General features: G+C 60.8%; 28 protein-coding genes and 4 tRNA genes. 24 read left to right on the top strand and 8 right to left on the bottom strand.

The window, feature by feature from the left end; translation table 11 throughout:
- The 13 genes from BFQ01_RS24445 to BFQ01_RS24505 form a co-directional block, all read left to right on the top strand.
- The coding region (locus tag BFQ01_RS24445) for a FimV/HubP family polar landmark protein (protein ID WP_305119740.1) at positions 1-1,354 on the top strand (1,354 nt) is incomplete at its 5' end.
- Positions 1,355-1,494: 140 nt separating this feature from the next.
- On the top strand, positions 1,495-2,319 hold the full coding sequence (gene truA / locus BFQ01_RS24450; RefSeq protein ID WP_027604074.1) for a tRNA pseudouridine(38-40) synthase TruA: 825 nt from the start codon (positions 1,495-1,497) through the stop codon (positions 2,317-2,319).
- A gap of 64 nt (positions 2,320-2,383) precedes the next feature.
- The gene (locus BFQ01_RS24455; protein ID WP_065927243.1) at positions 2,384-3,016 is read left to right on the top strand and encodes a phosphoribosylanthranilate isomerase; all 633 of its coding nucleotides are present in this window, start codon (positions 2,384-2,386) and stop codon (positions 3,014-3,016) included.
- A 243-nt stretch (positions 3,017-3,259) separates the two neighbouring features.
- Positions 3,260-4,180, top strand: a complete 921-nt coding sequence (gene accD / locus BFQ01_RS24460) for an acetyl-CoA carboxylase, carboxyltransferase subunit beta (protein ID WP_027604076.1) — start codon at positions 3,260-3,262, stop codon at positions 4,178-4,180.
- Positions 4,177-5,484: a bifunctional tetrahydrofolate synthase/dihydrofolate synthase gene (folC, locus tag BFQ01_RS24465; protein ID WP_065927244.1), complete on the top strand. Its 1,308-nt coding sequence runs from the start codon at positions 4,177-4,179 to the stop codon at positions 5,482-5,484. The genes accD and folC overlap by 4 nt, the downstream gene beginning before the upstream one ends.
- Positions 5,468-6,127 carry an SPOR domain-containing protein gene (locus tag BFQ01_RS24470; protein WP_065927245.1) on the top strand — a complete coding sequence of 220 codons (660 nt, stop codon included), beginning with the start codon at positions 5,468-5,470 and terminating at the stop codon, positions 6,125-6,127. The genes folC and BFQ01_RS24470 overlap by 17 nt, the downstream gene beginning before the upstream one ends.
- A gap of 161 nt (positions 6,128-6,288) precedes the next feature.
- Positions 6,289-6,846, top strand: a complete 558-nt coding sequence (locus tag BFQ01_RS24475) for a CvpA family protein (protein ID WP_003192538.1) — start codon at positions 6,289-6,291, stop codon at positions 6,844-6,846.
- Between the two features lie 41 nt (positions 6,847-6,887).
- Positions 6,888-8,393, top strand: coding sequence for an amidophosphoribosyltransferase (purF, locus tag BFQ01_RS24480; RefSeq protein ID WP_027604079.1), 1,506 nt, complete (start codon positions 6,888-6,890; stop codon positions 8,391-8,393).
- A 65-nt stretch (positions 8,394-8,458) separates the two neighbouring features.
- Positions 8,459-9,670, top strand: coding sequence for an O-succinylhomoserine sulfhydrylase (locus BFQ01_RS24485; RefSeq protein ID WP_065927246.1), 1,212 nt, complete (start codon positions 8,459-8,461; stop codon positions 9,668-9,670).
- A gap of 11 nt (positions 9,671-9,681) precedes the next feature.
- A complete protein-coding gene (locus tag BFQ01_RS24490; RefSeq protein ID WP_027604081.1) occupies positions 9,682-10,446 on the top strand; it encodes an SDR family oxidoreductase in 765 nt (254 codons plus the stop codon).
- Between the two features lie 107 nt (positions 10,447-10,553).
- Positions 10,554-10,629: transfer RNA gene (locus BFQ01_RS24495), tRNA-Val, on the top strand.
- A gap of 55 nt (positions 10,630-10,684) precedes the next feature.
- A tRNA-Asp gene (locus tag BFQ01_RS24500) sits at positions 10,685-10,761 on the top strand.
- 104 nt (positions 10,762-10,865) lie between these two features.
- A tRNA-Asp gene (locus tag BFQ01_RS24505) sits at positions 10,866-10,942 on the top strand.
- Between the two features lie 157 nt (positions 10,943-11,099).
- On the opposite strand, the gene BFQ01_RS24510 is transcribed toward BFQ01_RS24505, so the two are convergent.
- Positions 11,100-12,383: an NAD(P)/FAD-dependent oxidoreductase gene (locus BFQ01_RS24510; RefSeq protein WP_065927247.1), complete on the bottom strand. Its 1,284-nt coding sequence runs from the start codon at positions 12,381-12,383 to the stop codon at positions 11,100-11,102.
- A gap of 184 nt (positions 12,384-12,567) precedes the next feature.
- Between BFQ01_RS24510 and BFQ01_RS24515 the strand changes: the two genes are divergently transcribed.
- Positions 12,568-12,644, top strand: a tRNA-Val gene (locus BFQ01_RS24515).
- Between the two features lie 165 nt (positions 12,645-12,809).
- A complete protein-coding gene (locus BFQ01_RS24520; protein WP_065927248.1) occupies positions 12,810-13,250 on the top strand; it encodes a hypothetical protein in 441 nt (146 codons plus the stop codon).
- Positions 13,251-13,280: 30 nt separating this feature from the next.
- Here the strand turns inward: BFQ01_RS24520 and BFQ01_RS24525 are convergent, their stop codons facing one another.
- Positions 13,281-14,711, bottom strand: coding sequence for a DHA2 family efflux MFS transporter permease subunit (locus tag BFQ01_RS24525; protein WP_083244929.1), 1,431 nt, complete (start codon positions 14,709-14,711; stop codon positions 13,281-13,283).
- Positions 14,712-15,060: 349 nt separating this feature from the next.
- Here BFQ01_RS24525 and BFQ01_RS24530 point away from each other — a divergent pair, with 349 nt between their 5' ends.
- From BFQ01_RS24530 to BFQ01_RS24550, 5 genes are all read left to right on the top strand, one after another.
- A complete protein-coding gene (locus BFQ01_RS24530) occupies positions 15,061-15,777 on the top strand; it encodes a DUF969 domain-containing protein (RefSeq protein WP_065927249.1) in 717 nt (238 codons plus the stop codon).
- The gene (locus BFQ01_RS24535; protein ID WP_065927250.1) at positions 15,774-16,724 is read left to right on the top strand and encodes a DUF979 domain-containing protein; all 951 of its coding nucleotides are present in this window, start codon (positions 15,774-15,776) and stop codon (positions 16,722-16,724) included. The genes BFQ01_RS24530 and BFQ01_RS24535 overlap by 4 nt, the downstream gene beginning before the upstream one ends.
- Before the next feature lie 7 nt (positions 16,725-16,731).
- The gene (gene pcp, locus BFQ01_RS24540; protein ID WP_065927251.1) at positions 16,732-17,337 is read left to right on the top strand and encodes a pyroglutamyl-peptidase I; all 606 of its coding nucleotides are present in this window, start codon (positions 16,732-16,734) and stop codon (positions 17,335-17,337) included.
- A gap of 62 nt (positions 17,338-17,399) precedes the next feature.
- Positions 17,400-17,846: an anti-virulence regulator CigR family protein gene (locus tag BFQ01_RS24545; RefSeq protein WP_065927252.1), complete on the top strand. Its 447-nt coding sequence runs from the start codon at positions 17,400-17,402 to the stop codon at positions 17,844-17,846.
- A 133-nt stretch (positions 17,847-17,979) separates the two neighbouring features.
- Positions 17,980-18,657 (top strand): HAD-IA family hydrolase, encoded by a 678-nt coding sequence (locus tag BFQ01_RS24550; RefSeq protein ID WP_065927253.1) that lies wholly within the window; start codon positions 17,980-17,982, stop codon positions 18,655-18,657.
- Positions 18,658-18,676: 19 nt separating this feature from the next.
- Here BFQ01_RS24550 and BFQ01_RS24555 read toward each other — a convergent pair whose 3' ends face one another.
- The 3 genes from BFQ01_RS24555 to csrA form a co-directional block, all read right to left on the bottom strand.
- Positions 18,677-18,973: a hypothetical protein gene (locus tag BFQ01_RS24555; protein ID WP_027604093.1), complete on the bottom strand. Its 297-nt coding sequence runs from the start codon at positions 18,971-18,973 to the stop codon at positions 18,677-18,679.
- A gap of 101 nt (positions 18,974-19,074) precedes the next feature.
- The gene (locus BFQ01_RS24560) at positions 19,075-19,320 is read right to left on the bottom strand and encodes a hypothetical protein (protein ID WP_027604094.1); all 246 of its coding nucleotides are present in this window, start codon (positions 19,318-19,320) and stop codon (positions 19,075-19,077) included.
- A 212-nt stretch (positions 19,321-19,532) separates the two neighbouring features.
- On the bottom strand, positions 19,533-19,727 hold the full coding sequence (gene csrA, locus BFQ01_RS24565) for a carbon storage regulator CsrA (RefSeq protein WP_027604095.1): 195 nt from the start codon (positions 19,725-19,727) through the stop codon (positions 19,533-19,535).
- Between the two features lie 262 nt (positions 19,728-19,989).
- On the opposite strand from csrA, the gene BFQ01_RS24570 reads away from it, so the two are divergent.
- Positions 19,990-20,355: a penicillin-binding protein activator LpoB gene (locus tag BFQ01_RS24570; RefSeq protein WP_065927254.1), complete on the top strand. Its 366-nt coding sequence runs from the start codon at positions 19,990-19,992 to the stop codon at positions 20,353-20,355.
- 30 nt (positions 20,356-20,385) lie between these two features.
- Here BFQ01_RS24570 and BFQ01_RS24575 read toward each other — a convergent pair whose 3' ends face one another.
- From BFQ01_RS24575 to BFQ01_RS24585, 3 genes are all read right to left on the bottom strand, one after another.
- Positions 20,386-21,075: an endonuclease gene (locus tag BFQ01_RS24575; RefSeq protein WP_027604097.1), complete on the bottom strand. Its 690-nt coding sequence runs from the start codon at positions 21,073-21,075 to the stop codon at positions 20,386-20,388.
- Between the two features lie 4 nt (positions 21,076-21,079).
- Complete coding sequence (locus BFQ01_RS24580; protein WP_174562738.1) at positions 21,080-21,331, bottom strand: DUF1654 domain-containing protein; 252 nt, start codon at positions 21,329-21,331, stop codon at positions 21,080-21,082.
- A gap of 191 nt (positions 21,332-21,522) precedes the next feature.
- Entirely contained in the window at positions 21,523-22,611 is a 1,089-nt protein-coding gene (locus tag BFQ01_RS24585; RefSeq protein WP_010209102.1) for an asparaginase, read from the bottom strand.
- 555 nt (positions 22,612-23,166) lie between these two features.
- On the opposite strand from BFQ01_RS24585, the gene BFQ01_RS24590 reads away from it, so the two are divergent.
- The 3 genes from BFQ01_RS24590 to BFQ01_RS24600 are packed head-to-tail and all read left to right on the top strand — an operon-like array spanning position 23,167 to position 26,711.
- Complete coding sequence (locus tag BFQ01_RS24590) at positions 23,167-24,126, top strand: sugar ABC transporter substrate-binding protein (protein WP_027604099.1); 960 nt, start codon at positions 23,167-23,169, stop codon at positions 24,124-24,126.
- A gap of 57 nt (positions 24,127-24,183) precedes the next feature.
- The gene (locus BFQ01_RS24595) at positions 24,184-25,737 is read left to right on the top strand and encodes a sugar ABC transporter ATP-binding protein (RefSeq protein ID WP_065927256.1); all 1,554 of its coding nucleotides are present in this window, start codon (positions 24,184-24,186) and stop codon (positions 25,735-25,737) included.
- Positions 25,734-26,711, top strand: coding sequence for an ABC transporter permease (locus tag BFQ01_RS24600; protein WP_065927257.1), 978 nt, complete (start codon positions 25,734-25,736; stop codon positions 26,709-26,711). The genes BFQ01_RS24595 and BFQ01_RS24600 overlap by 4 nt, the downstream gene beginning before the upstream one ends.
- Position 26,712 lies beyond the last annotated feature (1 nt).

Raw genomic sequence — 26,712 nt, forward strand, 5'->3', positions numbered from 1 at the left:
GGCACCTGACACCACGGAAGGCAAGTTCAATGATCTGCTGACCAATCCGGTTGTCCTCGGTGTGATCGGCGGTGCGGCTGGCCTGGTGGTGTTGCTGCTCCTGCTGTTGTGGGCGCGCCATCGCAACGCCCGCCGTGAAGAGGAAAAGCACTTGCGCATGGCGCGGGCGCTGGCTGAAGAGCCGGAATTTACCTCAAGCATCGAACAGGACCTGCCGTCGGACAGTTTCGAAGGCCTCGAAGTGCCGCCGCCGAACGTCAAGCTGGCAGCCGCTCCGGCACCTGCTCCAGTGGTTGCGCCGGCGGTAGCGGTTCCGACGGTTGCCTCCGTGCTCGCGCCGCTGGCCGCTGCCGTGGCCCCGCAAAACGCCAACGATGCCCTGGCGCAAGCCCAGTCCCATATCGACCGTGGTCATCTGAACCAGGCCGCCGATGTGCTGGAGCAAGCGATCAAGCACGAGCCCAAGCGCAGCGACCTGCGGTTGAAGCTGATGGAAGTCTACGGCCTGCAAAGCGACAAGGACGGTTTCGTGACCCAGGAGCGTCAACTGGTGGCCAATGGTGAAAACCATGCCCAGGTCGAGCAGCTCAAGTCGCGCTTTCCTGCGATGGCGGTATTGGCGGCGGGCGTCAGTGCCGCGGTTGCCGCCGCGGCCCTTGACGCTCAGTACGTCAAGGACCTGCTGGAAGACAAGCCGGCTGCCCCGGCCGCCGAGCCCGATGCACTCGACACCGATTTCGACCTGAGCCTGGATGAGCTGGAGGCGGCTTCGCCAGCCAGCCTGGACGACGAGCAGACGTTTGCAGCGCTCCTGGAGCAGCAATCGGCGCCCAAGGCCGGCGAGGAAGACCTGTCGGACTTCGACCTGGACCTGCAACTCAATGACCCGGCGTCCGAGCAATCCGACGACGACTTCCTTTCCGGTCTTGAGGACCAGATGAAGGATGTGTCTGCCGTGGAGCCGCCGACGCTGACCCCATCGGCGCTGGATGACTTCGATTTGCCGGAGGATTTCGACCTGTCCCTGGCGGATGAGCCAGAAGCAGCCGCCAAGCCGGATGCCTTCGCTTCGGAGCTGGACGATGTCAACGCCGAGCTGGATCGCCTGTCCCAGAGCCTGGAAAGTCCGCCCATCGAACCTTCCTTTACCGCTGAGGACGCGGCGCTGGGCGATGATGAACCGGAGTTCGATTTCCTGTCCGGTACGAATGAAGTCGCCACCAAGCTAGACCTCGCCCAGGCCTATATCGACATGGGGGATGCCGACGGCGCGCGGGACATTCTCTCTGAAGTGCTCACCGAAGGTGATGAGGCGCAGCGCGGCGAGGCCAAGGAAATGCTCGGCAAAATCTGAAGGTTGATGCAGGTGCGGTGTGGGAAGGTCAATCCCCAACAAAAGCGCACGCCACGCAGCTGGCGCATTTATAATGGCCGCCTTCGCGCAACTCATCAGGCTCTCAGTTCTTGGCAAATATAGATAACCCGGCCGCCGAAATGGCGGCCGCTGGCTTTTACCGCATCGCCCTCGGCGTGGAATACAAAGGCTCGCGCTATCGCGGCTGGCAGCGCCAGGCGTCAGGCGTGCTGACGGTGCAGGAAACCCTGGAGAAGGCGCTGTCGAAAGTGGCTGACTCCCCGGTGTCGTTGATGTGTGCCGGGCGTACCGATGCCGGTGTGCATGCCTGCGGCCAGGTGGTGCACTTCGATACCCAGGCCGAACGCACGATGAAGGCCTGGGTGATGGGCGCCAATATCAATTTGCCCCATGACGTCAGCGTCAGTTGGGCCAAGGTCATGCCTGCGCACTTTCATGCGCGCTTCAAGGCGATTGCCCGGCGTTATCGCTATGTGATCTACAACGACCAGATCCGTCCCGCGCACCTCAACGAAGAAATCACCTGGAACCACCGTCCGCTGGATGCCGAACGCATGGCCGAGGCTGCGCAGCATCTGGTAGGGGTGCATGATTTCAGTGCGTTTCGTGCCGGCCAGTGCCAGGCCAAGTCGCCGATCAAGGAAGTCCACCACCTGCGGGTGACTCGCCACGGCAAGATGATCGTGCTGGACATCCGCGCCGGCGCCTTCCTGCACCATATGGTGCGTAACATTGCGGGCGTATTGATGACCATCGGCACCGGCGAGCGCCCGGTGGAATGGGCCAGGGAAGTGCTGGAAAGCCGCATTCGCCGCACGGGCGGCGTCACGGCGCATCCGTTTGGCCTGTACCTGGTGGATGTGGAGTACCGCGACGAGTTCGAACTGCCGCAGCGCTTCATCGGGCCACACTTCCTCACAGGGTTCAGTGAACTTGGCGGCTGACGCCCGGAATAGCTTTTGTTACCATCCGGGACTTTATCGGTCCAACCCCTGAGGTTTCTACGACATGCCTGTCGTTCGCAGCAAGATTTGCGGGATTACCCGCATAGAAGACGCGCTGGCGGCAGTCGAGGCGGGGGCGGATGCCATTGGCCTGGTGTTTTATGCCAGGAGCCCGCGGGCGGTGAATGTGTTGCAGGCGCGGGCGATCATTGCGGCGCTGCCGCCGTTCGTGACCACCGTGGGCTTGTTCGTCAACGCCAGCCGCTGCGAACTCAACGAAACCCTGGATGCCGTGCAGCTGGATATGCTGCAATTTCATGGCGACGAAACCCCGGATGAATGTGAAAGCTACCAACGCCCGTATATCAAGGCGTTGCGGGTCAAGGCGGGTGACGATATAGCGAGGGCCTGCGCGGCCTATTCCGGCGCGCGTGGCGTTCTGCTGGACACGTATGTCGAAGGCGTACCCGGTGGTACCGGTGAAGCGTTCGATTGGTCGCTGATCCCCGAAGGATTGAGCAAGCCGATCATCCTGGCCGGGGGGCTCAACCCAGCGAATGTCGGTGCGGCGATTCAACAGGTCCGGCCGTATGCCGTGGATGTCAGCGGTGGGGTAGAGCAAGGCAAGGGCATCAAGGATCACGACAGGATTCGCGCATTCATGCACGCGGTGCGCAACAGCTGTGGCGGGATGTGACGGCTGGCAGTCTGCCGCCGTCCATAACTACCACTGTGTAAAACAGCCCGGCGCCGCCTGAGGGCGGCCCGGAAATGAAGTGGCAACCTGCGCAGGCAGGCTGTCTGGAAGGCTGAGGATGCAGGCTGGAAATGGCAGGTCGAACGTCTGACCCCGTCCAGCCTGCGTCATCGCCACATATGAATTTAGCTCAAGGGCATACGCGGGGCTGTGTTCAAGCCACCGGTACTGGAGAAAGAAAGCATGAGCAACTGGTTAGTAGACAAACTGATCCCTTCGATCATGCGTTCCGAGGTGAAGAAAAGCTCGGTTCCTGAAGGTCTGTGGCACAAGTGCCCGTCCTGCGACGCGGTGCTGTACCGCCCCGAGCTGGAAAAGACCCTGGATGTTTGCCCCAAGTGCAACCACCACATGCGTATCGGCGCCCGCGCCCGAATCGATATCTTCCTCGACGCCGACGGCCGTAACGAGCTGGGCGCCGACCTGGAGCCGGTCGACCGTCTGAAGTTCCGCGACGGCAAGAAGTACAAGGACCGCCTGACCGCTGCGCAAAAGCAGACCGGTGAGAAGGACGCGCTGATTTCCGTCAGCGGCAAGCTGCTGGGCATGCCGGTGGTGGTGTCGGCGTTCGAGTTCTCCTTCATGGGCGGCTCCATGGGGGCCATCGTCGGCGAGCGCTTCGTGCGCGCGGCCAACTACGCCCTGGAAAACCGTTGCCCGATGATCTGCTTCGCCGCCTCCGGTGGTGCGCGGATGCAGGAAGCGTTGATCTCCCTGATGCAAATGGCCAAGACCTCTGCGGTGCTGGCGCGTCTGCGCGAAGAAGGCATTCCGTTCATCTCCGTGCTGACCGACCCGGTCTACGGCGGTGTTTCCGCCAGCCTGGCGATGCTGGGCGATGTGATTGTCGGTGAGCCAAAAGCCCTGATCGGCTTTGCCGGCCCGCGCGTGATCGAGCAGACCGTGCGCGAAAAACTGCCGGAAGGCTTCCAGCGCAGCGAGTTCCTGCTGGAGCACGGCGCAATCGACCTGATCATTCCGCGCGGTGAGCTGCGTCCACGCCTGGGTAGCCTGCTGGCGCAGATGATGGGCCTGCCGACACCTGTTTACGTCGCGCCTAAAGTCGAGCCGATCGTTGTGCCGCCGGTGCCTGCGAACCTATGACCCAACGTACCCTGGGCGAATGGCTCGCCTACCTCGAGCAGTTGCATCCGTCCGCCATCGACATGGGCCTGGAGCGCTCGCAACAGGTAGCGGCCCGCCTTGGGTTGGGCCGGCCGGCGCCGCGTGTGATCACGGTGACCGGCACCAACGGCAAGGGTTCTACCTGTGCCTTTGTTGCCGCGCTGCTGCAAGCCCAGGGGCTGAAAGTCGGCGTGTACAGCTCGCCGCACTTGCTGCGTTACAACGAGCGGGTGCAACTCAATGGCGTCGAAGCCAGCGATGAGCAACTCTGCGAAGCCTTCGCCGCACTCGATGCCGGGCGCGGTGAGATTTCCCTGACTTACTTCGAAATGGGCACCCTGGCGGCGTTCTGGCTGTTCGAGCGTGCGCAGCTGGATGTGGTCGTGTTGGAAGTGGGCCTGGGGGGGCGCCTGGACACCGTCAACGTGGTGGATGCCGACCTGGCGCTGGTCACCAGTATTGGCGTGGACCATGCCGACTACCTGGGGGATACCCGCGAGTCCGTGGCCTATGAGAAGGCCGGGATTTTCCGCCCGGGCAAGCCTGCGCTGTGCGGTGACCTGGATCCGCCGCAGCCCTTGCTGGACAAGGTGCGTGAGCTGGGCTGCCCATTCTTCCTGCGTGGCCGCGAATTCAATCTTGAAATCGGTGACCGGCACTGGCAGTGGCGCGGCCGGGATGCCCATGGGCAGGCTGTGGAGCTGCGTGATCTGCCCTTGCTGAACCTGCCGATGGAGAACGCCGCACTCGCGCTGCAAGCCTATCTGTTGCTGGACCTGCCTTGGCAGGCTGAGCAGATTGCTGCGACGTTGCTGGCGACCCGCGTGGTCGGGCGCCTGGATCACCGGGTGTTCGACTGGCACGGCAAGCGCCTGAACCTGTTGCTGGATGTGGGGCATAACCCCCATGCAGCGCAATACCTGGCCAAGCGCCTGGCACGCACGCCGCCGGTGGGGCGTCGCCTGGCTGTATTCGGTTTGCTCGCCGATAAGGACCTGGAGGGCGTAGTTGCGCCGTTGCTGGACAGCGTCCAGGCTTGGGCGGTAGCGCCGCTGGATACGCCCCGCAGCCGTCCGGCCCATGAGCTTGAGATCGCGTTACAGAACCTTGGTGCGCCCGTGGCGTCGTATGCAAGCGTGACTGCCGCCCTGGAGGCTCAGTGCGCGGTGGCGACGGCCGAGGACGAAATTCTGTTGTTCGGATCATTTTATTGTGTTGCCGAGGCGCTTGAGTGGTTGGCCCGGCGCTCCACGGAGGAAGCTGCAGATGGCATTACTGGATAGCGCATACAAGCAGCGAATGGTTGGAGCCCTGGTGCTGGTGGCATTGGCGGTGATTTTCCTGCCGATGCTGTTTTCCCGCCAGGACGAGCAGCGCCAGGTGGTCGTCGAGGCTCCGGCTGCGCCCCAGGCACCGGCAGTGCCCCAAGTGCAGGTGGAGCCGGTGGTGGTGCCTGAACCGCAGGCGTTGCCGGAAGAAGAACCGGTGCCGACCGATGATGAGGTGGCCGCGCAGCAGGCGCCGTCGATGCCGGTGCAGCCAAGCGTGCCGGTGGTCAAGCCGACACCTGCTCCGACGGTCGCCGCCAAGCCGGCGACACCTGCGCCTGCGCCCAAACCTGTAGCGCCACAGCCTGCTGCGCCGGGCAAGCCGGATGTGGGGCAGAGCCGTATCGACCCGAACGGCTTGCCGATCAGTTGGTCGATCCAGGTGGCCAGCCTGGGCAATCGTGAAGGCGCCGACGCCTTGCAGAAGAAGCTGCGTGCCCAGGGCTACAACGCCTACATCCGTAGCGCCGACGGCAAGAACCGGGTGTTTATCGGGCCGCTGATCGAGCGCGCCGAGGCCGACCGGCTGCGGGATTTGCTGGACCGTCAGCAGAACCTGAAAGGCTTCGTGACCCGCTTCCAGCCTGAGCGCGGCTGAGCCCGCATCGGTTTAAACCTGAAGTCCAATCAAATGTGGTGAGGTTGAAATGTGATCGGCCCGCCACAATCTATTGATTTGCAAAGCAGCCGCAATCACAGCTTACCGACAGCCCGACGCTCTGCTAAAATGCGCCGCCTTATCCGTCCGTAGGCTCAAACGTGCCATTTACCTGGGTTGACTGGGCGATCGTTGCAATCGTCGCCATCTCCGCTTTGATCAGTCTAAGCCGCGGCTTCGTAAAAGAAGCACTGTCGTTGCTGACCTGGATCATCGCAGGAGTCGTAGCCTGGATGTTCGGCGGTTCGTTGTCGGTCTACCTGGCCGGATACATCGAGACACCTTCGGCTCGCGTCATCGCGGGCTGCGCCATCATGTTCATCGCCACGCTGCTGGTGGGGGCAATGGTCAATTATCTTATTGGCGAGTTGATACGTGTCACCGGCCTCTCCGGGACCGATCGATTTCTCGGCATGGCCTTCGGTGCCGCGCGTGGTGCGTTGCTGGTGGTCGTGGCGGTCGGGCTGTTGAGCCTGGGGCCGGTACAGCAGGATTCGTGGTGGCAGGAGTCGGTACTCGTGCCAAAATTTCTATTGGTTGCAGATTGGTCCAAGAACCTCATATTGGGGTGGAGCAGTCAGTGGCTGGCCAGCGGAATCAGCGTACCCGCTGATCTTCCGTTCAAGGAACACCTCTTGCCGGCCAAAACGCCGCAGTAAGTTGTGTTCAGTCAAGATTCATTAAGTAGGGGTTGCGTCGCATGTGTGGCATCGTCGGTATCGTCGGTAAGTCGAACGTCAATCAGGCGCTGTATGACGCGCTAACCGTCCTCCAGCACCGCGGCCAGGACGCTGCCGGTATTGTGACCAGCCACGACGGCCGGTTATTCCTGCGCAAGGACAATGGCCTGGTACGTGACGTGTTCCATCAGCGTCACATGCAGCGCCTCGTCGGGCACATGGGCATTGGCCATGTGCGTTACCCGACCGCCGGTAGCTCGACGTCGGCCGAAGCTCAGCCGTTCTACGTCAACTCGCCTTACGGCATTACCCTGGCGCATAACGGTAACCTGACCAACGTTGAGCAACTGGCCAAGGAGATTTACGAATCTGACCTGCGCCACGTCAACACCAGCTCAGACTCGGAAGTGCTGCTCAACGTGTTCGCCCACGAGCTGGCCCAGCGCGGCAAGCTGCAGCCGACCGAAGAAGATGTGTTCGCCGCCGTGATCGACGTGCATAACCGTTGCGTCGGCGGTTATGCCGTCGTTGCGATGATCACCGGCTACGGCATCGTCGGCTTCCGTGACCCCCACGGTATTCGCCCGATCGTGTTCGGCCAGCGTCACACCGACGAAGGCGTCGAGTACATGATCGCGTCCGAAAGCGTGTCCCTGGACGTGCTGGGCTTCACCCTGATCCGCGACCTCGCGCCGGGCGAAGCGGTGTACATCACCGAAGACGGCAAACTGCACACCCGTCAGTGCGCTGTCGCGCCGAAACTCACCCCGTGCATCTTCGAACACGTCTACCTGGCGCGTCCGGATTCGATCATCGATGGTGTGTCGGTGTACAAGGCGCGCCTGCGCATGGGCGAGAAGCTGGCCGACAAGATCCTGCGCGAGCGTCCCGAGCACGACATCGACGTGGTGATCCCGATCCCGGACACCAGCCGTACTGCTGCGCTGGAATTGGCCAACCACCTGGGCGTCAAGTTCCGCGAAGGCTTCGTGAAGAACCGTTACATCGGTCGCACCTTCATCATGCCGGGCCAGGCGGCGCGCAAGAAGTCGGTGCGCCAGAAGCTCAACGCCATCGAACTGGAATTTCGCGGCAAGAACGTGATGCTGGTGGACGACTCCATCGTACGCGGCACCACCTGCAAGCAAATCATCCAGATGGCCCGTGAGGCCGGTGCGAAGAACGTGTACTTCTGTTCCGCAGCGCCTGCCGTGCGTTACCCGAACGTGTACGGTATCGACATGCCGAGCGCCCACGAACTGATCGCCCACAACCGCACGACCCAGGACGTGGCCGACCTGATCGGCGCCGATTGGCTGATCTACCAGGACCTGCCGGACCTGATCGAAGCGGTCGGCGGTGGCAAGATCAAGATCGAGCAGTTCGACTGCGCCGTGTTCGACGGCAAGTACGTGACCGGTGACGTCGACGAGGCCTACCTGAACAAGATCGAGCAGGCGCGTAACGACTCGTCGAAGATCAAGACCCAGGCGGTCAGCGCGATCATCGATCTGTACAACAACTGAGTAGACACCGGCCCTGAGGGGCCGGTTTTGTATCTTAAATAAAGAATTGAGTAAGGAGTCGCAGCATGAGTCAGGAATGGGATGCCGGTCGCTTGGACAGCGACCTCGATGGCGTAGCTTTCGATACCCTGGCTGTGCGCGCCGGCCAGCACCGTACCCCGGAAGGTGAGCACGGTGACCCGATGTTCTTCACCTCCAGCTACGTGTTCCGCACAGCGGCCGACGCCGCGGCGCGCTTTGCTGGCGAAGTGCCGGGTAACGTTTATTCCCGCTACACCAACCCGACTGTGCGCGCGTTCGAAGAGCGTATTGCGGCCCTGGAGGGCGCAGAGCAGGCGGTGGCAACGGCCACCGGCATGGCGGCGATCCTGGCGGTGGTGATGAGCCTGTGCAGTGCCGGCGACCACGTGCTGGTGTCGCGCAGCGTGTTCGGTTCGACCATCAGCCTGTTCGAGAAGTATTTCAAGCGCTTCGGTATCGAAGTGGACTACGTGCCCCTGGCGGATCTGTCCGGGTGGGGTGCGGCAATCAAGTCCAACACCAAGCTGCTGTTCGTCGAGTCGCCGTCCAATCCGTTGGCCGAGTTGGTGGATATCGCCGCGTTGTCCGAAGTGGCTCACGCCAAAGGCGCAATGCTGGTGGTCGACAACTGTTTCTGCACGCCTGCCTTGCAGCAGCCGCTGAAGCTGGGCGCAGACATTGTGGTGCACTCGGCCACCAAGTTTATCGATGGCCAGGGCCGTTGCATGGGCGGCGTGGTTGCCGGTCGCAGCGAGCAGATGAAGGAGGTGGTGGGCTTCCTGCGCACCGCCGGCCCGACCCTGAGCCCGTTCAACGCCTGGATCTTCCTCAAGGGCCTGGAAACCCTCAGCCTGCGCATGAAAGCCCATTGCGCCAACGCCCAGGCCCTGGCCGAGTGGCTGGAGCAGCAGGACGGTATCGAAAAAGTGCATTACGCCGGCCTCAAGAGCCACCCGCAGCACGCGTTGGCCCAGCGCCAGCAACGTGGTTTCGGCGCCGTGGTAAGTTTCGAAGTGAAGGGCGGCAAAGAGGGCGCCTGGCGCTTTATCGATGCGACGCGCCTGATCTCCATCACGGCCAACCTGGGCGACAGCAAGACCACCATTACCCATCCGAGCACCACGTCCCACGGACGCCTGGCGCCGCAGGAGCGTGAGGCGGCCGGTATCCGGGACAGCCTGATCCGCATCGCGGTCGGCCTGGAAGATGTCACGGATCTGCAGGCTGACCTGGCTCGCGGGCTGGCTGCCTTGTGATCGAGTGGTCCCTGGAGGCCGCGGCGGCCAGTAATGGGCGCGTCGCCCTGGTGACGGGCGCGGCGCGGGGTATTGGTCTCGGGATTGCGGCGTGGCTGATCAGCGAAGGCTGGCAGGTGGTCTTGACCGACCTCGACCGCGAGCGCGGTTCCAAGGTGTCCAAGGTGCTGGGCGAAAACGCCTGGTTTATCACCATGGACGTGGCTGACGAGAAACAGGTGGCCCAGGGAGTCGCCGAAGTCCTGGGGCAATTCGGTCGCCTGGACGCGTTGGTCTGTAACGCTGCGGTGGCCGACCCGCACAACATCACCCTGGAAAGCCTTGACCTGGCTTACTGGAATCGCGTGCTGGCCGTTAACCTCAGTGGGCCGATGTTGCTGGCCAAGCACTGTGCGCCTTACCTGCGTGCCCACGGCGGCGCCATCGTCAACCTGGCGTCGACCCGGGCTCGTCAGTCGGAGCCGGATACCGAGGCTTATGCGGCGAGCAAGGGTGGCCTGTTGGCCCTTACTCACGCCTTGGCGATCAGCCTCGGGCCGGAAGTGCGGGTGAATGCGGTCAGTCCTGGCTGGATTGATGCCCGTGATCCAGCTGCGCGGCGTGCCGAGCCTTTGACCGATGCCGATCATGCCCAGCATCCGGCGGGCAGGGTGGGTACGGTAGAGGACGTGGCAGCGATGGTGGCGTGGTTGCTGTCGCGCCAGGCCGGGTTTGTCACCGGGCAAGAGTTTGTGGTGGACGGTGGCATGAGCAAGAAGATGATTTACAGCGAGTAGGACGGGTAGCCGTCTTGAAGCCATTTTGTCTTTTTCAGAAAAACTTCAAGCAGGCTATTGACTTAGGTCCGCTACCTGCGTAAATTTCGCGGCCTCAACGAAGCAAAGGGTGATTAGCTCAGCTGGGAGAGCATCTGCCTTACAAGCAGAGGGTCGGCGGTTCGATCCCGTCATCACCCACCACTTCTTGAGAGTTTTGCCTTCGGGCAGGACGCAACGTTAAAGGTTGCACCGACGCGCAGCGGTAGTTCAGTCGGTTAGAATACCGGCCTGTCACGCCGGGGGTCGCGGGTTCGAGTCCCGTCCGCTGCGCCATATTTTCCAGGTTCGATTTATCGGGCTTGAGGTTGAACAGCCAAGCTGATCAATCAGATGTTCAAAGACGGTTGAGGCGGTTTGCTCAGCCGGTCAAGCGATACGCAGCGGTAGTTCAGTCGGTTAGAATACCGGCCTGTCACGCCGGGGGTCGCGGGTTCGAGTCCCGTCCGCTGCGCCATATCTGCCTCAAGGCCCGCTGAACGCCTTGAAGCACAAAGAAAGCCACTGGCTACTTTGATCCGATAGCAAAGACCCTGGTCGAAAGACCGGGGTTTTTTGTGTCTGCAATTTGGCAATTTTTTGCGGGAGCCGGCGAACCGGCCCCCATTGATTTGTCAGAAGCCCAGCTTATCCCGCAGCCCGTAGTACCAAGCTCCCAGTGCCGCAAACGGTGTGCGCAACAGTTGCCCGCCCGGGAATGGGTAGTGCGGCAGGTCGGCAAACGCATCGAAGCGCTCTGCCTGGCCTCTCAGCGCTTCCGCCAGCACCTTGCCCGCCAGGTGGGTGTACGTCACGCCATGGCCGCTGCAGCCTTGTGAGTAGTAGATGTTGTCGCCCAGGCGACCAACCTGCGGCAAGCGCGACAGGGTCAGCAGGAAGTTGCCGGTCCAGGCGTAGTCGATCTTCACATCCTTGAGTTGCGGGAAGGCCTTGAGCATCTTCGGGCGGATGATTGCTTCGATGTTCGCCGGGTCGCGCGCGCCATACACCACGCCGCCGCCGAAGATCAGGCGCTTGTCACTGGTGAGGCGATAGTAGTCGAGCAGGTAGTTGCAGTCCTCTACGCAGTAATCCTGCGGCAGGAGTGTCCTGGCCAGCTCATCCCCGAGTGGCGCCGTCGTGATCACCTGGGTGCCACAGGGCATCGACTTGGCCGCCAGCTCCGGCACCAGGTTGCCCAGGTAGGCATTGCCCGCGACGATGATGAACTTGGCCCTGACTTTACCTTCTGCCGTATGGACCACCGGGTTGGCGCCACGCTCGATGCGCACCGCCGCCGATTGTTCGTAGATCGTCCCGCCCAGAGACTCCACGGCGGCGGCTTCACCGAGTGCCAGGTTGAGTGGGTGGATATGGCCGCCACTCATGTCCAGCAGTCCGCCGACATAGTTGTCACAGGCCACGACCTCGCGAATGCGGCGCTCATCCAGCAACTCCAGCTGTGTATGGCCGTAGCGCTCCCACAAGCGCTTCTGCGACTCCAGATGGCCCATGTGCTTGCTGTTGAGTGCCGCGAACACGCCGCCGTCCTTCAGGTCGCACTGGATCTGGTATTTGGCCACACGCTCGCGAATGATCCTGCCACCCTCGAACGCCATCTGCCCCAGCAACTGCGCCTGTTGCGGGCCGACGCTGCGCTCGATCACATCAATGTCACGGCTGTAGCTGTTGACGATCTGTCCACCATTGCGGCCCGACGCACCAAAACCCACCTTGGCGGCTTCCAGTACCGTCACGCGAAAACCGTTCTCCAGCAGAAACAGCGCGCTGGATAGGCCGGTATAGCCGGCGCCAATCACGCACACATCGGTTTCGACGTCGCCTTGCAACATTGGGCGTGGCGGAACTGCATTTGCGGAAGCGGCGTAATACGACTGGGGGTAGGGGGTGTTCGCCATCCTGGAACCTCTGTTTTATATTTTTTACGAGTGCCCTGATCCTACCTGAGTTGAAAATTGCCTGCCAGCCACCCCAAAAAGTGCGGTGCGCCGGCTGCAAATAAATAATTCGCATATTCATAGGGTTAGCTGCAAAAAAGATGTTGACACCCCTCCGGAATTCCGTAGAATGCCGCCTCACAGCAGGCACGTAGCTCAGTTGGTTAGAGCACCACCTTGACATGGTGGGGGTCGTTGGTTCGAGTCCAATCGCGCCTACCAAACAAAATCCGCTCTGCTGGGCGGTCTAGAAGGGCTCACCGAAAGGTGGGCCCTTTTTTGTTCATGCGATTTATTACTACCCGAAAATCTTCCCACCCCCCCGCCTAAAGTAATCGACACCCAGGCCGATAGAGATCGCAAATCTCTTACTCTCGGACACTTGGCATGCTTATCAACATCAGCACTACCGCCTCCGTAGCAAGCACTCCAAGCACTGTCAGCTCGACGGTTGCCGCGACCAAGGAAAGCACAAGCAGCGCAGGCGGCACGACCGTCAACATGCACGCTGATTCCAATGGTGCGGCAGGTGTAAGTGGCGGTGGCGGTGGCCAAGCCTCCTCGCTCTCGAAGGAGTCCGATACCGTCAAAGAGTTGAAGAAGCAGATCGAGCAGTTGCAAAAGCAGCTTCAAGCGCAGCAGCAAGCCTTGCAGAAAGCTCAGTCCAGCAACCAGAGTGCAGAAGCCAAAGCGGCGGCAGTAGCGGCGGCGCAGATGCAGATCGCCGGCACTGCGGCGGCGTTGCAGACAGTGACTTCCGCACTGTTGCAGGCAGTCACCGATGAGGGCAACAGCACGTCGGGTTCGATGGTTAGTACCACCGCCTGATACTGGCAACAGTGTGTTGAGTCGCAGCCTTCACTGTCGATTCAACACACTTTCTCCCGCTCCCACCGTCAAGCGATACACATCCACCAGCGCCCACGCTCCCAGCAGCGCCACGCCGACGAACGCCACGCGAAAATCCCCGACCTGTGCCTGCATCTCATGCCCCTGCAGGGTCATGGATGCTCGTAGCAGCAGCGCCGCCACCGTTACGCCCATCCCCATGGCCAGCTGGAATGACATGCTGAACAGTGCCGAGGCCTCACTCATGCGCGGTTTGGGCACATCCGCGAAGCCGATCGAGTTGTAGCAGGTGAACTGCATCGAGCGGGACAACCCTCCCACAAATAACACGGCCGCGATCAGCACAAATGGGGTCTGCACCGTGAAAAGCGCGCAAGCGGCTATCGACACCACGCCGATTATCCCGTTCACCAGCAAGACCCGGCGAAACCCATAGCGGCGCATGATGGCCGTGGTGAACGGCTTCATCGCCAGATTGCCAGCGAATACCGCCAGCACCAGCAAGCCTGCGTCCACCGGGGACAAGCCAAAGGCGACTTGAAACAGCAGCGGCAGCAGGAACGGCAGGGCGCTGATGGCCAGGCGAAACAGCGAGCCGCCATAGATGCTCACACGAAATGTATCGATGGACAGGGTCTCGAGCGGCAATAACGGGTCGCTGGCATGGCGGCAATGGTGCACGGCCCACACTGCCAGCGCGATGCCTGCCGCGACCAGCACGGCGCCTGGAATAAGGCGTTCACCGGTCTGGTTACCCAGCCATTCCAGCCCGCCCAGCAGGGCCACACAGGCGCCTGCCAGCAGTACAAAACCCTTGGCATCGAACTGGCGCACGCTGGCTTCACGGTCTTCCGGTACAAGCCATAGTGCGGCGGCCAATGCCAGCGCACCCAGCGGCAGATTCACGTAGAAGATCCATGGCCACGATGCATGCGTCACGATCAAGCCGCCGACCAGCGGCCCCAGAATCGGCGCGACCAGGCCGGGCCAGGTAATGATCGCGATCATTTTCACCAAGTCTTTCTTATCCGTATTACGCAGCACGGCCAGGCGCCCCACGGGCACCATCAATGCGCCGCCGATGCCCTGCAGGACGCGGGCGAACACGAACATCTCGATACTTTGGCTGAGCCCGCAGAGCAGCGAAGCGAGGGTGAACAGGATGATTGCGCCAGCGAATACCCGGCGCGCACCAAAGCGGTCGGCGACCCAGCTGGACAGCGGTATGAAGATCGCCACGGCGAGGATATAGGCAGTGATGCCGATGTTCATGTCGACCGGTGTCACGCCAAAGGCCGATGCCATGGTTGGCAGCGCGGTGGCGATAACCGTGGCGTCGAGGTTCTCCATGAAGAAGGTCACGGCGACCACCAGGGCGATCAGACTGGTTTGTAGGCTGAGGCGGTTTTGCGCGGCGGAATCTGGAGTGGCTGAGCTCACCGGTGCTGCCCTTTTTCAGTGAACGGTTTGATGAAGAAGGCCGACCAACTGCCTGATGCGCCGCGCACGATAAACGGGCGGCGTTAAGATGAGCGAATCCTTCATGGTTTGTCCACGTCTTGTTACTTGTGGACTACTCAATTACCCACAAAATTTATTGGTTTGCAGCAACAATTTTTCTTGTTGGACACCTCCCGCTCCCAGGCAGCACAGTTGCCGCCACTGACGCTCGCCCTGACGGGCCAACAATAAAAAAACCGAGCCGACTGCACGCCACTTCCTGCTGTGAACCCTTTGTTCACATCCTGCTGTAATGGCGCCGCAGCGCGCACTTAAGGACCTCTCCGCCATGCAAACTGTTGTGAACTTATGGCCGTTGATCGGCGTACTTGTGATCGTGGTTGGCTTTGTTTTGCGTTTCAATCCGCTGTTGGTGGTCACCGCCGCAGCTATCGCCACCGGGCTCGCTGCCCACTTCCCGCTGGAGAAAATCCTCGCCACTATGGGGGATGGTTTCCTACAGACTCGCGCCCTGCAATTGATCCTGTTGTTGCCCCTCGCCGTCATCGGTTTGCTGGAGCGCCACGGCTTGCGCCTGCACGCGCAGAACTGGATTGCGCGGTTTGAGCGCGCCACGGTCGGACGCCTGCTGATCATCTATCTGTTTGTACGCGAATCCACTGCAGCCATGGGCTTGACCAGCCTCGGCGGGCACCCGCAGATGGTGCGCCCGCTACTGGCCCCGATGGCCGAAGGCGCGGCGGAAAAGCGCTACGGCAAACTGCCGGACAAACTGCGTCACAAGGTGTTGGCCATGTGCGCCGCCACCGATAACGTCGGCCTGTTTTTTGGTGAGGACATCTTCGTCGCCTTTGGTGCGATTGCGTTGATGCATACCTTCCTGCTCGGTTCGGGGATTGATGTGGAGCCGCTGCACATTGCGGTGTGGGGTATTCCTACGGCGATTTGCGCCTTTATCATTCACGCGCTCCGACTTCATCGGTTTGACCGAAGACTGACCCGCGAGATGACGACCGCCGCGACCCCTGTGGAGGCCGCGCTATGATCATCTCTATCCAATACCTGTACTGGCTCGCCGGGGTCCTGCTGCTGATCACCGCCGGCATGATCCTGTTGGATCGAACCCATCCCAAGCGCTGGTCCAGCGCACTGTTCTGGCTGCTGTTCGCCATCCCGTTCCTGGTGGGGGAGCGCCTGCCCTCGGTGGTGGTCGGTGCGGGAGTGGTGGTGATGGCGCTGATCGCCGGCCTGGGCGGCGTCGGCCGTGGCACCCATGCTGAGTTGCATGACAAGGCTTCGCGCGCCAGTGCCGGCCGCCTCGGGCACAAGCTGTTTATCCCGGCGCTGGCGATCCCCCTGACCACCGTGATCGGTTCGGTCTTGCTCAAGCACACCGAGATTGGCGGGGTACCGCTGCTGGATCCGAAAAACACCACCTTCGTGTCCCTCGGCATCGGCTGCCTGATCGCCCTCGGCCTGGCGTGCTGGCTGACCCGTGATACCCCGGTGCAAGCCTTGCGCGAATCCCGGCGACTCACCGAGGCCCTGGGCTGGGCCATGGTGCTGCCGCAGATGCTGGCGATGCTTGGCCTGCTGTTCAATGAAGCCGGTGTCGGCACGGCTGTCGCCCATGTCACCACCACCTACATCAACCTGGATTTCAAGTTGGTGGCGGTCATGGTGTACGTGTTGGGCATGGCGCTGTTTACGGTGATCATGGGCAATGGCTTCGCGGCGTTCCCGGTGATGACCGGGGGCGTCGGCGTGCCGGTGCTGGTGGGTATCTACGGCGGTAACCCGGCGGTGATGGCCGCCATCGGTATGTTCTCCGGCTACTGCGGTACGCTGATGACGCCGATGGCGGCCAACTTCAATATCGTGCCGGCGGCGTTGCTGGAGTTGCCGGACAAGAACGCGGTGATCAAGGCGCAACTGCCGACCGCGTTGATGATGCTGGTGGTCAATATTGTCCTGCTTTATGTGTTGATGTGAGGCGACGATGCGAACTGTATTGCTGACGGGGTTCGAGCCCTTTGATCAAGACCTGGTGAATCCTTCCTGGGAAGCGGTGCGCCAGTTGGATGGCGTGCAACTCGACGATGATGTGCGCATTGTTGCGCGCCGATTGCCCTGTGCGTTTGCCACGGCGGGTGAATGCCTGCTCCAACTGATCAGTGAACTGCGTCCGGCGATGGTCATCGCCACTGGGTTGGCCCCCGGGCGCAGCGAAATATCCATCGAGCGGGTGGCGATCAACGTCAACGATGCACGCATCCCCGATAATCTGGGGGAGCAGCCCATCGACACGGCGGTGGTGGTCGGCGGCCCGGCGGCGTACTTTTCGACGCTGCCGATCAAGGCCATGGCCAGGGCGGTGCGCGAGGCAGGGATTGCGGTGTCGGTATCGCAGACGGCGGGCACATTCGTGTGCAACCAGGTGTTCTACCGCTTGCAGCACGAACTCGCGGGCACCGGTGTACGCAGTGGTTTTATCCACGTGCCGAACCAGCTGGGAGCGGGCCTGGTCGATGGGCTGCGCACCGCGGTGTCGACGGCGTGGAATACCCCGGTGGATGTGCTGGAAGTGGGCGGTCAGGTGAGTTGACGTCCCACGGGTGCGATAACCTCGACTACAGTTCAGCTACATTCCTGTGTTGGATAATCGCCATGATCAAGTGCCCGAAATTCGTGTCTGTTGCGCTTTCGCTTGTGTTGTTTGCCGCTGGCGGTATGGCCCTGGCTGATCCAGGCAATGGCAAGGGGCAAGGCAACGATAAAGGCAATGGTCACGGCGGACAGGGGCATGACAAGCCCAAGGGCAAGGGTGCAGCAGGCAGTCGCGGCCCCAGTGTAGACCGTGGCAGCGTGCTGAATGTGTTGGGCGGTTATCGCGACTACTGGAGCCCGGGGCCCGCCTTGCCGCCTGGCATCCAGAAGAACCTGGCCCGCGGCAAGCCGCTGCCGCCGGGCATTGCCAAGAAACTGGACGGGCGTTTGTTGGGCCGCTTGCCCCATTACGATGGGTACGAGTGGCAGCAGGCGGGCACCGACTTGATACTGGTGGCCATCGCGACGGGCATCATCTACGAAGTCCTCAATGGCGCCCTCGATTGAGCTGGCGGTGTCGCCCGCATGGCGCTCGACGCCGCCGTGTTATTGCCGGCGTCGTTGGCGTTTACAAGCCGCCAGGTGATCCGTAGATTGCATTGCGTCGATTATTCGTTTCAGCTCACGAGGAAACCCCGCAGTGTCCATCCGAGGTTCAGCCGTATTTGCCCGCCCTTACCGCGCCTTTCTGTTCGATATGGATGGGACTCTGCTCAATTCGATTGCCGCGGCCGAGCGGGTATGGAGTATCTGGGCTGAACGCCATGGGCTGGAGGTGGCGACGTTCCTGGCCACCATCCATGGCGCCCGGGCGATCGACACCATCACGCGCCAGGCCTTGCCCGGCGTCGACCCGGAGGTTGAAGCGCAGTGGATTACCGAGGCTGAAATCAATGATGTGCAAGGTGTCGTTGCGATTGCCGGTGCCGTCGAGTTTCTGAACCGCTTGCCCGGCGATCAGTGGGCGCTGGTCACCTCTGCACCCAGGGAACTGGCGTTGCGTCGACTGCAAGCGGCAGGTATTACGCCGCCAGCGGTGCTGGTCACGGCTGAAGACGTGGCTATCGGCAAGCCGAACCCTGCCTGTTATGTGCTCGGTGCGCAGCGCCTGGGGGTGTCGACGCAGGATTGCCTGGTGTTTGAGGATGCGACGGTGGGGATCCGTGCAGGGGAGGCGGCTGGCGCGGATGTGATGGTCGTGACCTCGACGCACCTCAAGCCCATGGCGACGGAGCATCCTTCGATCGATGGGTATGAACAGCTGCAGGTGCAACGCAGCGCTGATGGCTTGCTGTACTTGGCGCGCGCGACGGGCTGACGCAGCAAGGCCGAGCCGGCTACCGGACTCGGCCTGTTTCGCGGGTGGCTGGATCAGGCGACGCCTGCATTCGATCACTGCGCATGCCTTGGCGTGACAGCACCATCTCCCTGAGAATCTCGTTGGCGAGCCGGGCAATCGCTTCGGCACCGCGATAATGCGCGCGCACGATTCCGGTGATTGCGAAGTGGTCGGTCTCCGGACCGCTGAGCACGGCCGAGAGGGTGCCGTCGGCGTGCAGCGTACAGGTGACCGTGTAGCTGGGCAGGCGGGCTGCCAATTCAGATTCGATTTGGGTTTTAGTGAGCGTGTCCATCTGTACCGGCACCTTCTACTGACTGTGCAAACACACCCAAGGATAGGTCCTGCTGCGAGGCTGTAAATACCAGCGATCTGAAAGCGAATCGGGGGTGGGCGTCAGCGTACGGTTTTGCGCACGATGCGTTGGCACAACTTGCGCTGCACGGCCATCTGGATGGGCTTGAGGCAGAACATGAACAGGTAGCCACACAGCAGGAGTACCAGGTCCAGCCGCGAACGGGGCGCTTCGGCGCCCTCTATTTCAAGCTTCAGGCCATATTCCAAGCCGACAAAGACCAGCCCCGTCAGCAGGGCGATCATCCAGGATCTGGAGAAAAATGGCTGGGCATTGCCTGGCAGCATCGACGTGCTCCTAAGTGCACACGGATGGCGGGATATCAGTCAGAGGATTCGGTTGCAAAGGGTGTAATAAGTTCCAGGCGTGAAGATAGTTTCATCTTGATGCATGGATGGGCATGCGGCAAAAAGCGCTTCGCACAACAGAGACAAAAGCAGAGCAAAGAGGTTTTCGCCAGCCGTTACAGTGAACGAAAGGGCTGGCTACTGAGGGCGCTTCAAGGCGTCTGGTTTTTGTCCGGAGCGGACAGACCGGCCTGGATGCGCTGGTAAATCTCCTCGCGATGCACGGCAACATCCTTGGGTGCGTTGATGCCGATTCGTACTTGCTGGCCGCTGACGCCCAGGATGGTGATCGTAATGTCATCACCGATGTTTATGCTTTCACCGACTTTGCGGGTGAGTATAAGCATGGACTTCTCCTTGATTACTTTTAAGGACACATGTTCAGACAGGGCAGGTGTCGTATGTGTGTAGCTTACTGCTAAGCGCGTCCCTGTGACTGCCTCTTTTAGGACGCATAGAGGCGACATTAATTCCCATGGCGGCATCATACAGGTCTGGGATACATCATTCGCATTGTTTAAGCCAACGTTTATGACGGCCAGAATAGACAGTGAATGATAAAGTCGCCTCTTTATCCGTTGAAGGAGCAGGGCAGTGCGTAAAGTAGCGATGGCAATTGCGGTGTTGGCATTGGCCGGTTGCGGTGAAGGCAAAAGCGTCGATGCCCCCAAGGCCAAGCCTGCCGTAACCGAAAGCCAGCCACAAACCGGCGCGATTGCTGCCCAGGAATGGGACCTGCGAGTAGGCCCGCCGGACCACAAGCTGCAGGCAATCACCGACCTGACCGCCTGGTTGCTCGAACACGGGTTCAGTTTTTACATCGTGAAGGTCGACGGCAAGGACGAAGTGCTGCTGGGGCCATTTGCAACCAGGGCCGAGGCCGAGGCCAAGCAGACGCTGCTCAACGAGAAGATGGCGCGGGCCAAGAAAACCGACACGGTGTCCGAGATCATCGAGCACAAGGCCGCGCAGTAACCGCTGATTGGGCGGCATTGCCGCCCCTGTTCAACCGCAGGCTTTCAGGTTAACCGGGCCGACAAACTCATTGCCGCGCCCCATCACGCACGCCACCGTTTGGTTCCGCTGGCGCTCCCAGGCTTGTACCGGATAGGTCTTGTTCCAGGCTTCGTACAACTGGCGATCCTGTTTCGACAGGCGCAAGCCGTACTGCTTGCTCATGTAGAAATACGTGCGTGCGATCATCCCGCGAATGGACGGGCGCGGCATGACCTTCTTGGCCTTGAAATCCACCTGGGTCAGGCACGAACCGTACTGCCCGCTTTGCACCGGCAGCCAGCCAAAACTGAAGTTACTTCGATCTCCATTGACCTCGCCGATGCTCGGCACCAGGTTGTGCAGATCCGCTTCGGCACGCTTGAATACGTCGTCATGGCGGGTGCAGTTCTTGCGTCCGCCGTCCTGCCAGCACTGGCGCTGATGTCCGATCTGCCAGGCCGGAACAATGTGCTCCCACTCGATGCGCGCGGCACGGTTGGCGTTTTTGCGTGGGATGTAGCCGCAGGCTTTCAGGTCAACGCGGTTGCCGGTGTATTTGCAGCCGCAATAGAACTCGGTGGATTGTGGCGCGTACAGCTTCCAGGCGACCTTTTTGGCTTCGCTGAAGGTTCGGGGCGCCTGGGCATGGGCAGTGACAGCAAAAAGCAGGCAGCACACTGCAATAAAACGGGCACTCATTGAATCAATCTTCCTTCGGCACAACCCAGAAAATCTGCACGCCGCCGTCATCCCGATAGGCGAGGGTGACGTTGTCGTTCTCCGCGATTTCCTCCAGCAAGCGCTGCCACTCGTCTTCTGGCTCGTCCGGCAAGCGGAAGATCAAGGCTGCCTTGGCTTTTTGGGCGTTGGTGGAGTTGATGATCTTTTGCACACGAATGGCCAGGCGTTCGTAGGCATCAGGTGGGGTTAGGGCTGCGGAAGAGGACTTTGCCACGGAGTGTTCCTTAATAAGCTGTACGTGCATACAGTATTTAACTGTAGGCAATTTCGCAACTGCTTAAAATTCAATAAGTTCGTCTGACGGCGATTTAGGCGAGTTGATGTAAGGCGGGGAGGTGTTGGTTGCGGGATTTACGCAGGAGGTAGAGGCGGGTAAACCCGCCCCTACAGAGATGTCAGCAGGAATCAATATTCCCAGAACATCCGTTGCAGTTCTTTGCTGTCCTGGGTCTTGGTCAGGGCGACCATTGCCAGAATCCGCGCTTTCTGCGGGTTCAGGTCGAGGGCGGCGACCCAGTCGTATTTGTCGTCCGGCTGTTCGGCATTACGCAGCACCATGCCCCCGGCATTTACGTGGGAAGAACGGATGATCTGCACACCTTGCTTGCGCAATTCCACCAGCGCGGGAACCACTTTGGACGACACCGAACCATTGCCGGTGCCGGCGTGGATGATGGCTTTGGCGCCAGCCTGGGCCAGTGCCTTGTAGGCGGTGTCGCTCACGTTGCCGTAGCCATAGGCGATTTCAACATCGGGCAGGCTCTTGATGTTCTTGATATCGAATTCCGAGTCCATGGTGTGACGCTTGGCCGGCAGGCGGAACCAGTAGGACTTGCCTTCAACGACCATGCCCAGCGGGCCCCATGGGCTCTTGAAGGCTTCGGTCTTGATATTGATCATCTTGCTGACGTCGCGACCCGATTGGATCTCGTCGTTCATGGTCACCAGTACGCCTTTGCCGCGTGCATCCTTGCTGCCGGCCACGGCGACGGCGTTGTACAGGTTGAGCATGCCGTCGGCCGACATGGCGGTGCCTGGGCGCATGGAGCCGACCACCACGATAGGCTTGTCGGTTTTTTCCACCAGGTTCAGGAAGTAGGCGGTCTCTTCCAGGGTGTCGGTACCGTGGGTGATCACGATGCCGTCCACGTCCTTGCTGTCGGCCAGTTCGGCGACGCGGCGACCCAGTTGCAGCAGGTTCTCGTTGTTGATGCTTTCGGACGCAATTTGCATCACTTGCTCGCCACGCACATTGGCGATCTGGCTAAGCTCAGGAACACCGGCGATCAATTGCTCGATACCGACTTTGGCAGCCTGGTACGTCGCACTGTTGGCGGCGCTGGCGCCGGCGCCGGCAATGGTGCCGCCGGTGGCGAGGATCACCACGTTGGACAGTTTGGTCTTGGATTCAACCTCCTTTGCCTGGGCGGCAACGGGGAATAGCAGCAGAAGGGCCAACGCCCCCGGAACAAAGTTCTTCAATGCAGATTTCATTATTTTTCTCTCTGGTTTTTGATGAGTGCTGTAGCAGGTTCATCTAGAACACCTGGGCATTGCTGAATGCCTCCAGGCGCTGTGTAGGAGCAGGATCTGTACCATGCCGAATATGTTCGAGCATATAAATTAACTTGTTGATATATATAAATTTTTATTGATTGAGCGATGAGGTTTTGCTTGCTGGATGTCCGGCTTTCCGAACAACCTGAGGTGTGGCGTTCGGTTGTCCGAAAGTTATGACGAAAGAATCCTGAGTGCCGCGCCAAAACCTGTCGTTTCAGAGAACGACCGAACGTGGCAGATGTTTAAGAGCGGCCTTCGCAGGACGGGAGAGCCGGGGCTGGAGGTCTTGCATGAAAGGCCATGTTCTACCGTTGACAAATCTCGACAAGGTTCTCATAGTTTGGCTAACGCAAACGTTTGCGAGATGTTTCATGAGACCCTTGATTAGAGTCTCCTGTCAGCTCGTATCAGCCACCCGGGTGGGAGGGCCGCCGAAGCACACTTCGGTGCACGCGTTGCTCACAATAATCATAAGATCGGAGTGAACCCATGAAGCTGCCATTCGCTGGACGTCTTCTTGCTGTCGCTGTGCTTGCTGCCGCATCCGCCGCCTTACCTTTCTCCCCTGCATTCGCTGATGACGCTGCCGCCAAACCCAAGGTCGGCCTGGTGATGAAATCCCTCGCCAACGAATTTTTCGTGACCATGCAGGACGGTGCCAAGGCGTATCAGAAAGACCACGCCGCCGATTTCGACATGATCACCAACGGCATCAAGGACGAAACCGATACCAGCGCGCAAATCGGTATCGTCAAGCAGATGATCCTGGCCAAGGTCAATGCCATCGTTATCGCGCCTGCTGATTCCAAGGCACTGGTAAAAGTGCTGGAGGATGCCTCTAAAGCCGGGATCAAGATCGTCAACATCGATAACCGCCTGGACCCGGACGTGCTGAAAAGCAAAAACCTCGATATTCCCTTCGTCGGCCCCGACAACCGCAAAGGCGCCAAACTGGTGGGCGACTACCTGGCCAAGCAACTGGCTGCCGGCGACAAGGTCGGCATTATCGAAGGCGTACCGACCACCACCAACGCCCAGCAGCGCACCGCGGGCTTCAAGGATGCGATGGACGCTGCCGGTATGAAGATCGTTTCCACCCAATCCGGCAACTGGGAAATTGACCAGGGCCAGAAAGTGGCCTCGGCCATGCTGAGCGAACACCCGGACCTCAAGGCGCTGCTGGCCGGTAACGACAACATGGCCCTGGGCGCAGTCTCCGCCGTACGTGCTGCAGGCAAGGCCGGTAAGGTGCTGGTGGTGGGTTACGACAACATCGACGCCATCAAGCCGATGCTGCAGGACGGTCGTGTTCTGGCGACCGCCGACCAGGCGGCTGCGCAGCAAGCGGTGTTCGGTATCCAGAACGCCCTCAAGCTGGTCAAGGGTGAGAAAGTCGATGCCAAGGATGGCATGATCGAAACCCCGGTCGAACTCGTCCTCAAGAAGTAATCCTGGCAGCACCCAACAGCGTCCGCCCGTCCTGGGCGGACGCCTGGAGATTTTCCTATGTCATCTTCCGCTCCGAACGCTGTCCTCTCGGTCAGCGGTATCGGTAAGACCTATGCCCAACCGGTTCTGGCCGACATTACCCTCACGCTTAACCGTGGTGAAGTACTGGCGCTGACCGGTGAAAACGGCGCGGGCAAGAGTACCTTGTCGAAGATCGTCGGCGGGCTGGTCACCCCGACCACCGGGCACATGCAATTCCAGGGGCAGGATTACCGTCCGGCCAGCCGTACCCAGGCTGAAGCGTTGGGCGTGCGCATGGTCATGCAGGAACTCAATCTGCTGCCGACGCTGACCGTGGCCGAAAACCTGTTTCTGGATAACCTGCCCAGCCACTGTGGCTGGATCAGCCGCAAGCAATTGCGCAAGGCTGCGATCGAGGCCATGGCCCAGGTCGGCCTGGACGCCATCGACCCGGACACCCTGGTCGGCAGCCTCGGCATCGGCCATCAACAGATGGTCGAGATCGCCCGCAACCTGATCGGCGACTGCCATGTGCTGATCCTCGACGAGCCCACCGCGATGCTCACGGCCCGCGAAGTCGAGATGCTGTTTGAGCAAATCACCCGCCTGCAGGCCCGGGGCGTGGCGATCATTTATATTTCGCACCGGCTCGAAGAACTGGCCTGTGTCGCCCAGCGCATTGCGGTATTGCGCGACGGCAAGCTGGTCTGCGTCGAGCCGATGGCCAATTACAACAGCGAACAACTGGTCACCTTGATGGTGGGCCGGGAGCTGGGAGAACACATCGACCTGGGACCGCGCAGCATCGGCGGCCCAGCCCTGACCGTGAAGGGCCTGACCCGCTCGGACAAAGTCCGCGACGTATCCTTTGAAGTGCGTGCAGGTGAGATATATGGCATCTCCGGCCTGATCGGCGCCGGTCGTACAGAGTTACTGCGGCTTATCTTCGGTGCCGACCTGGCCGACAGCGGCACTGTGGCTTTGGGTTCGCCGGCCCAGGTGGTGAATATTCGCTCGCCGGTGGATGCCGTGGGTCATGGCATTGCCCTGATCACCGAGGACCGCAAGGGCGAAGGGCTGCTGCTGACCCAGTCGATCAGTGCGAATATCGCACTGGGCAACATGCCGGAAATTTCCGCTGGCGGCCTGGTCAATAGCCGCGATGAAACTGCCTTGGCCAAGCGCCAGATCGATGCCATGCGGATCCGCAGTTCCAGCCCGGCGCAATTGGTGTCCGAACTGTCCGGTGGCAACCAGCAGAAAGTGGTGATCGGCCGCTGGCTGGAGCGCGACTGCTCGGTGATGTTGTTCGACGAGCCCACCCGTGGCATTGATGTCGGTGCCAAGTTCGATATTTATGCCTTGCTGGGTGAATTGACTCGCCAGGGCAAGGCGCTGGTGGTGGTGTCCAGCGACCTGCGTGAACTCATGCTGATCTGCGACCGCATCGGCGTGCTGTCCGCCGGGCGCTTGATCGAGACCTTCGAGCGCGACAGCTGGACCCAGGACGAATTGCTCGCCGCCGCCTTTGCCGGCTATCAGAAACGTGATGCGCTGCTCAACGACGCAGTGCTTAGGGATACCCCATGAAACTAACAACTTCCCCCGGTAAAACCGGCGGCAACTTCTACGGCCTGGGCACCTACCTGGGGCTGGCCGGTGCATTGCTGGCGATGATCGCGCTGTTTTCGGTGCTCAGTGATCACTTCCTGTCCTATGACACGTTCAGCACCCTGGCTAACCAGATTCCTGACCTGATGGTGCTGGCGGTGGGCATGACCTTCATCCTGATCATCGGCGGTATCGACCTGTCGGTGGGCTCGGTATTGGCGTTGGCGGCATCGGCGGTCAGCGTGGCGATTCTCGGGTGGGGCTGGAGTGTCTTGCCGGCTGCCTTGCTCGGCATGGGCTGCGCCGCGTTGGCCGGCACTATTACCGGCTCGATCACGGTGGCCTGGCGCATTCCATCGTTTATCGTGTCCCTCGGCGTGTTGGAAATGGCCCGTGGAGTCGCGTACCAGATGACCGGCTCGCGCACGGCCTATATCGGCGATTCGTTTGCCTGGCTGTCCAACCCGATCGCCTTCGGCATTTCGCCGTCGTTTATCATCGCTTTGCTGGTGATCATTGCCGCCCAGCTGGTATTGACCCGCACCGTATTCGGTCGTTACCTGATCGGTATCGGCACCAACGAAGAAGCCGTACGCCTGGCCGGGATCAATCCCAAGCCGTACAAGATTCTGGTGTTCAGTCTTATGGGCCTGCTGGCCGGTGTGGCGGCGCTGTTCCAGATTTCGCGCCTGGAAGCGGCAGACCCGAATGCCGGTGCCGGCCTCGAGCTGCAAGTGATCGCGGCAGTGGTGATCGGCGGCACCAGCCTGATGGGCGGGCGTGGTTCGGTGATCAGTACCTTCTTCGGTGTGTTGATTATTTCGGTATTGGCCGCCGGCCTGGCGCAGATCGGTGCCACGGAGCCCACCAAGCGCATCATCACCGGTGCCGTGATCGTGATCGCCGTGGTCCTGGATACTTATCGCAGCCGTCGTGCCAGTCGGCGAGGCTGAA

It is taken from the genome of Pseudomonas sp. 8 R 14 (assembly GCF_900005955.1).
GTDB classification, from domain to species: Bacteria; Pseudomonadota; Gammaproteobacteria; order Pseudomonadales; family Pseudomonadaceae; genus Aquipseudomonas; species Aquipseudomonas marginalis.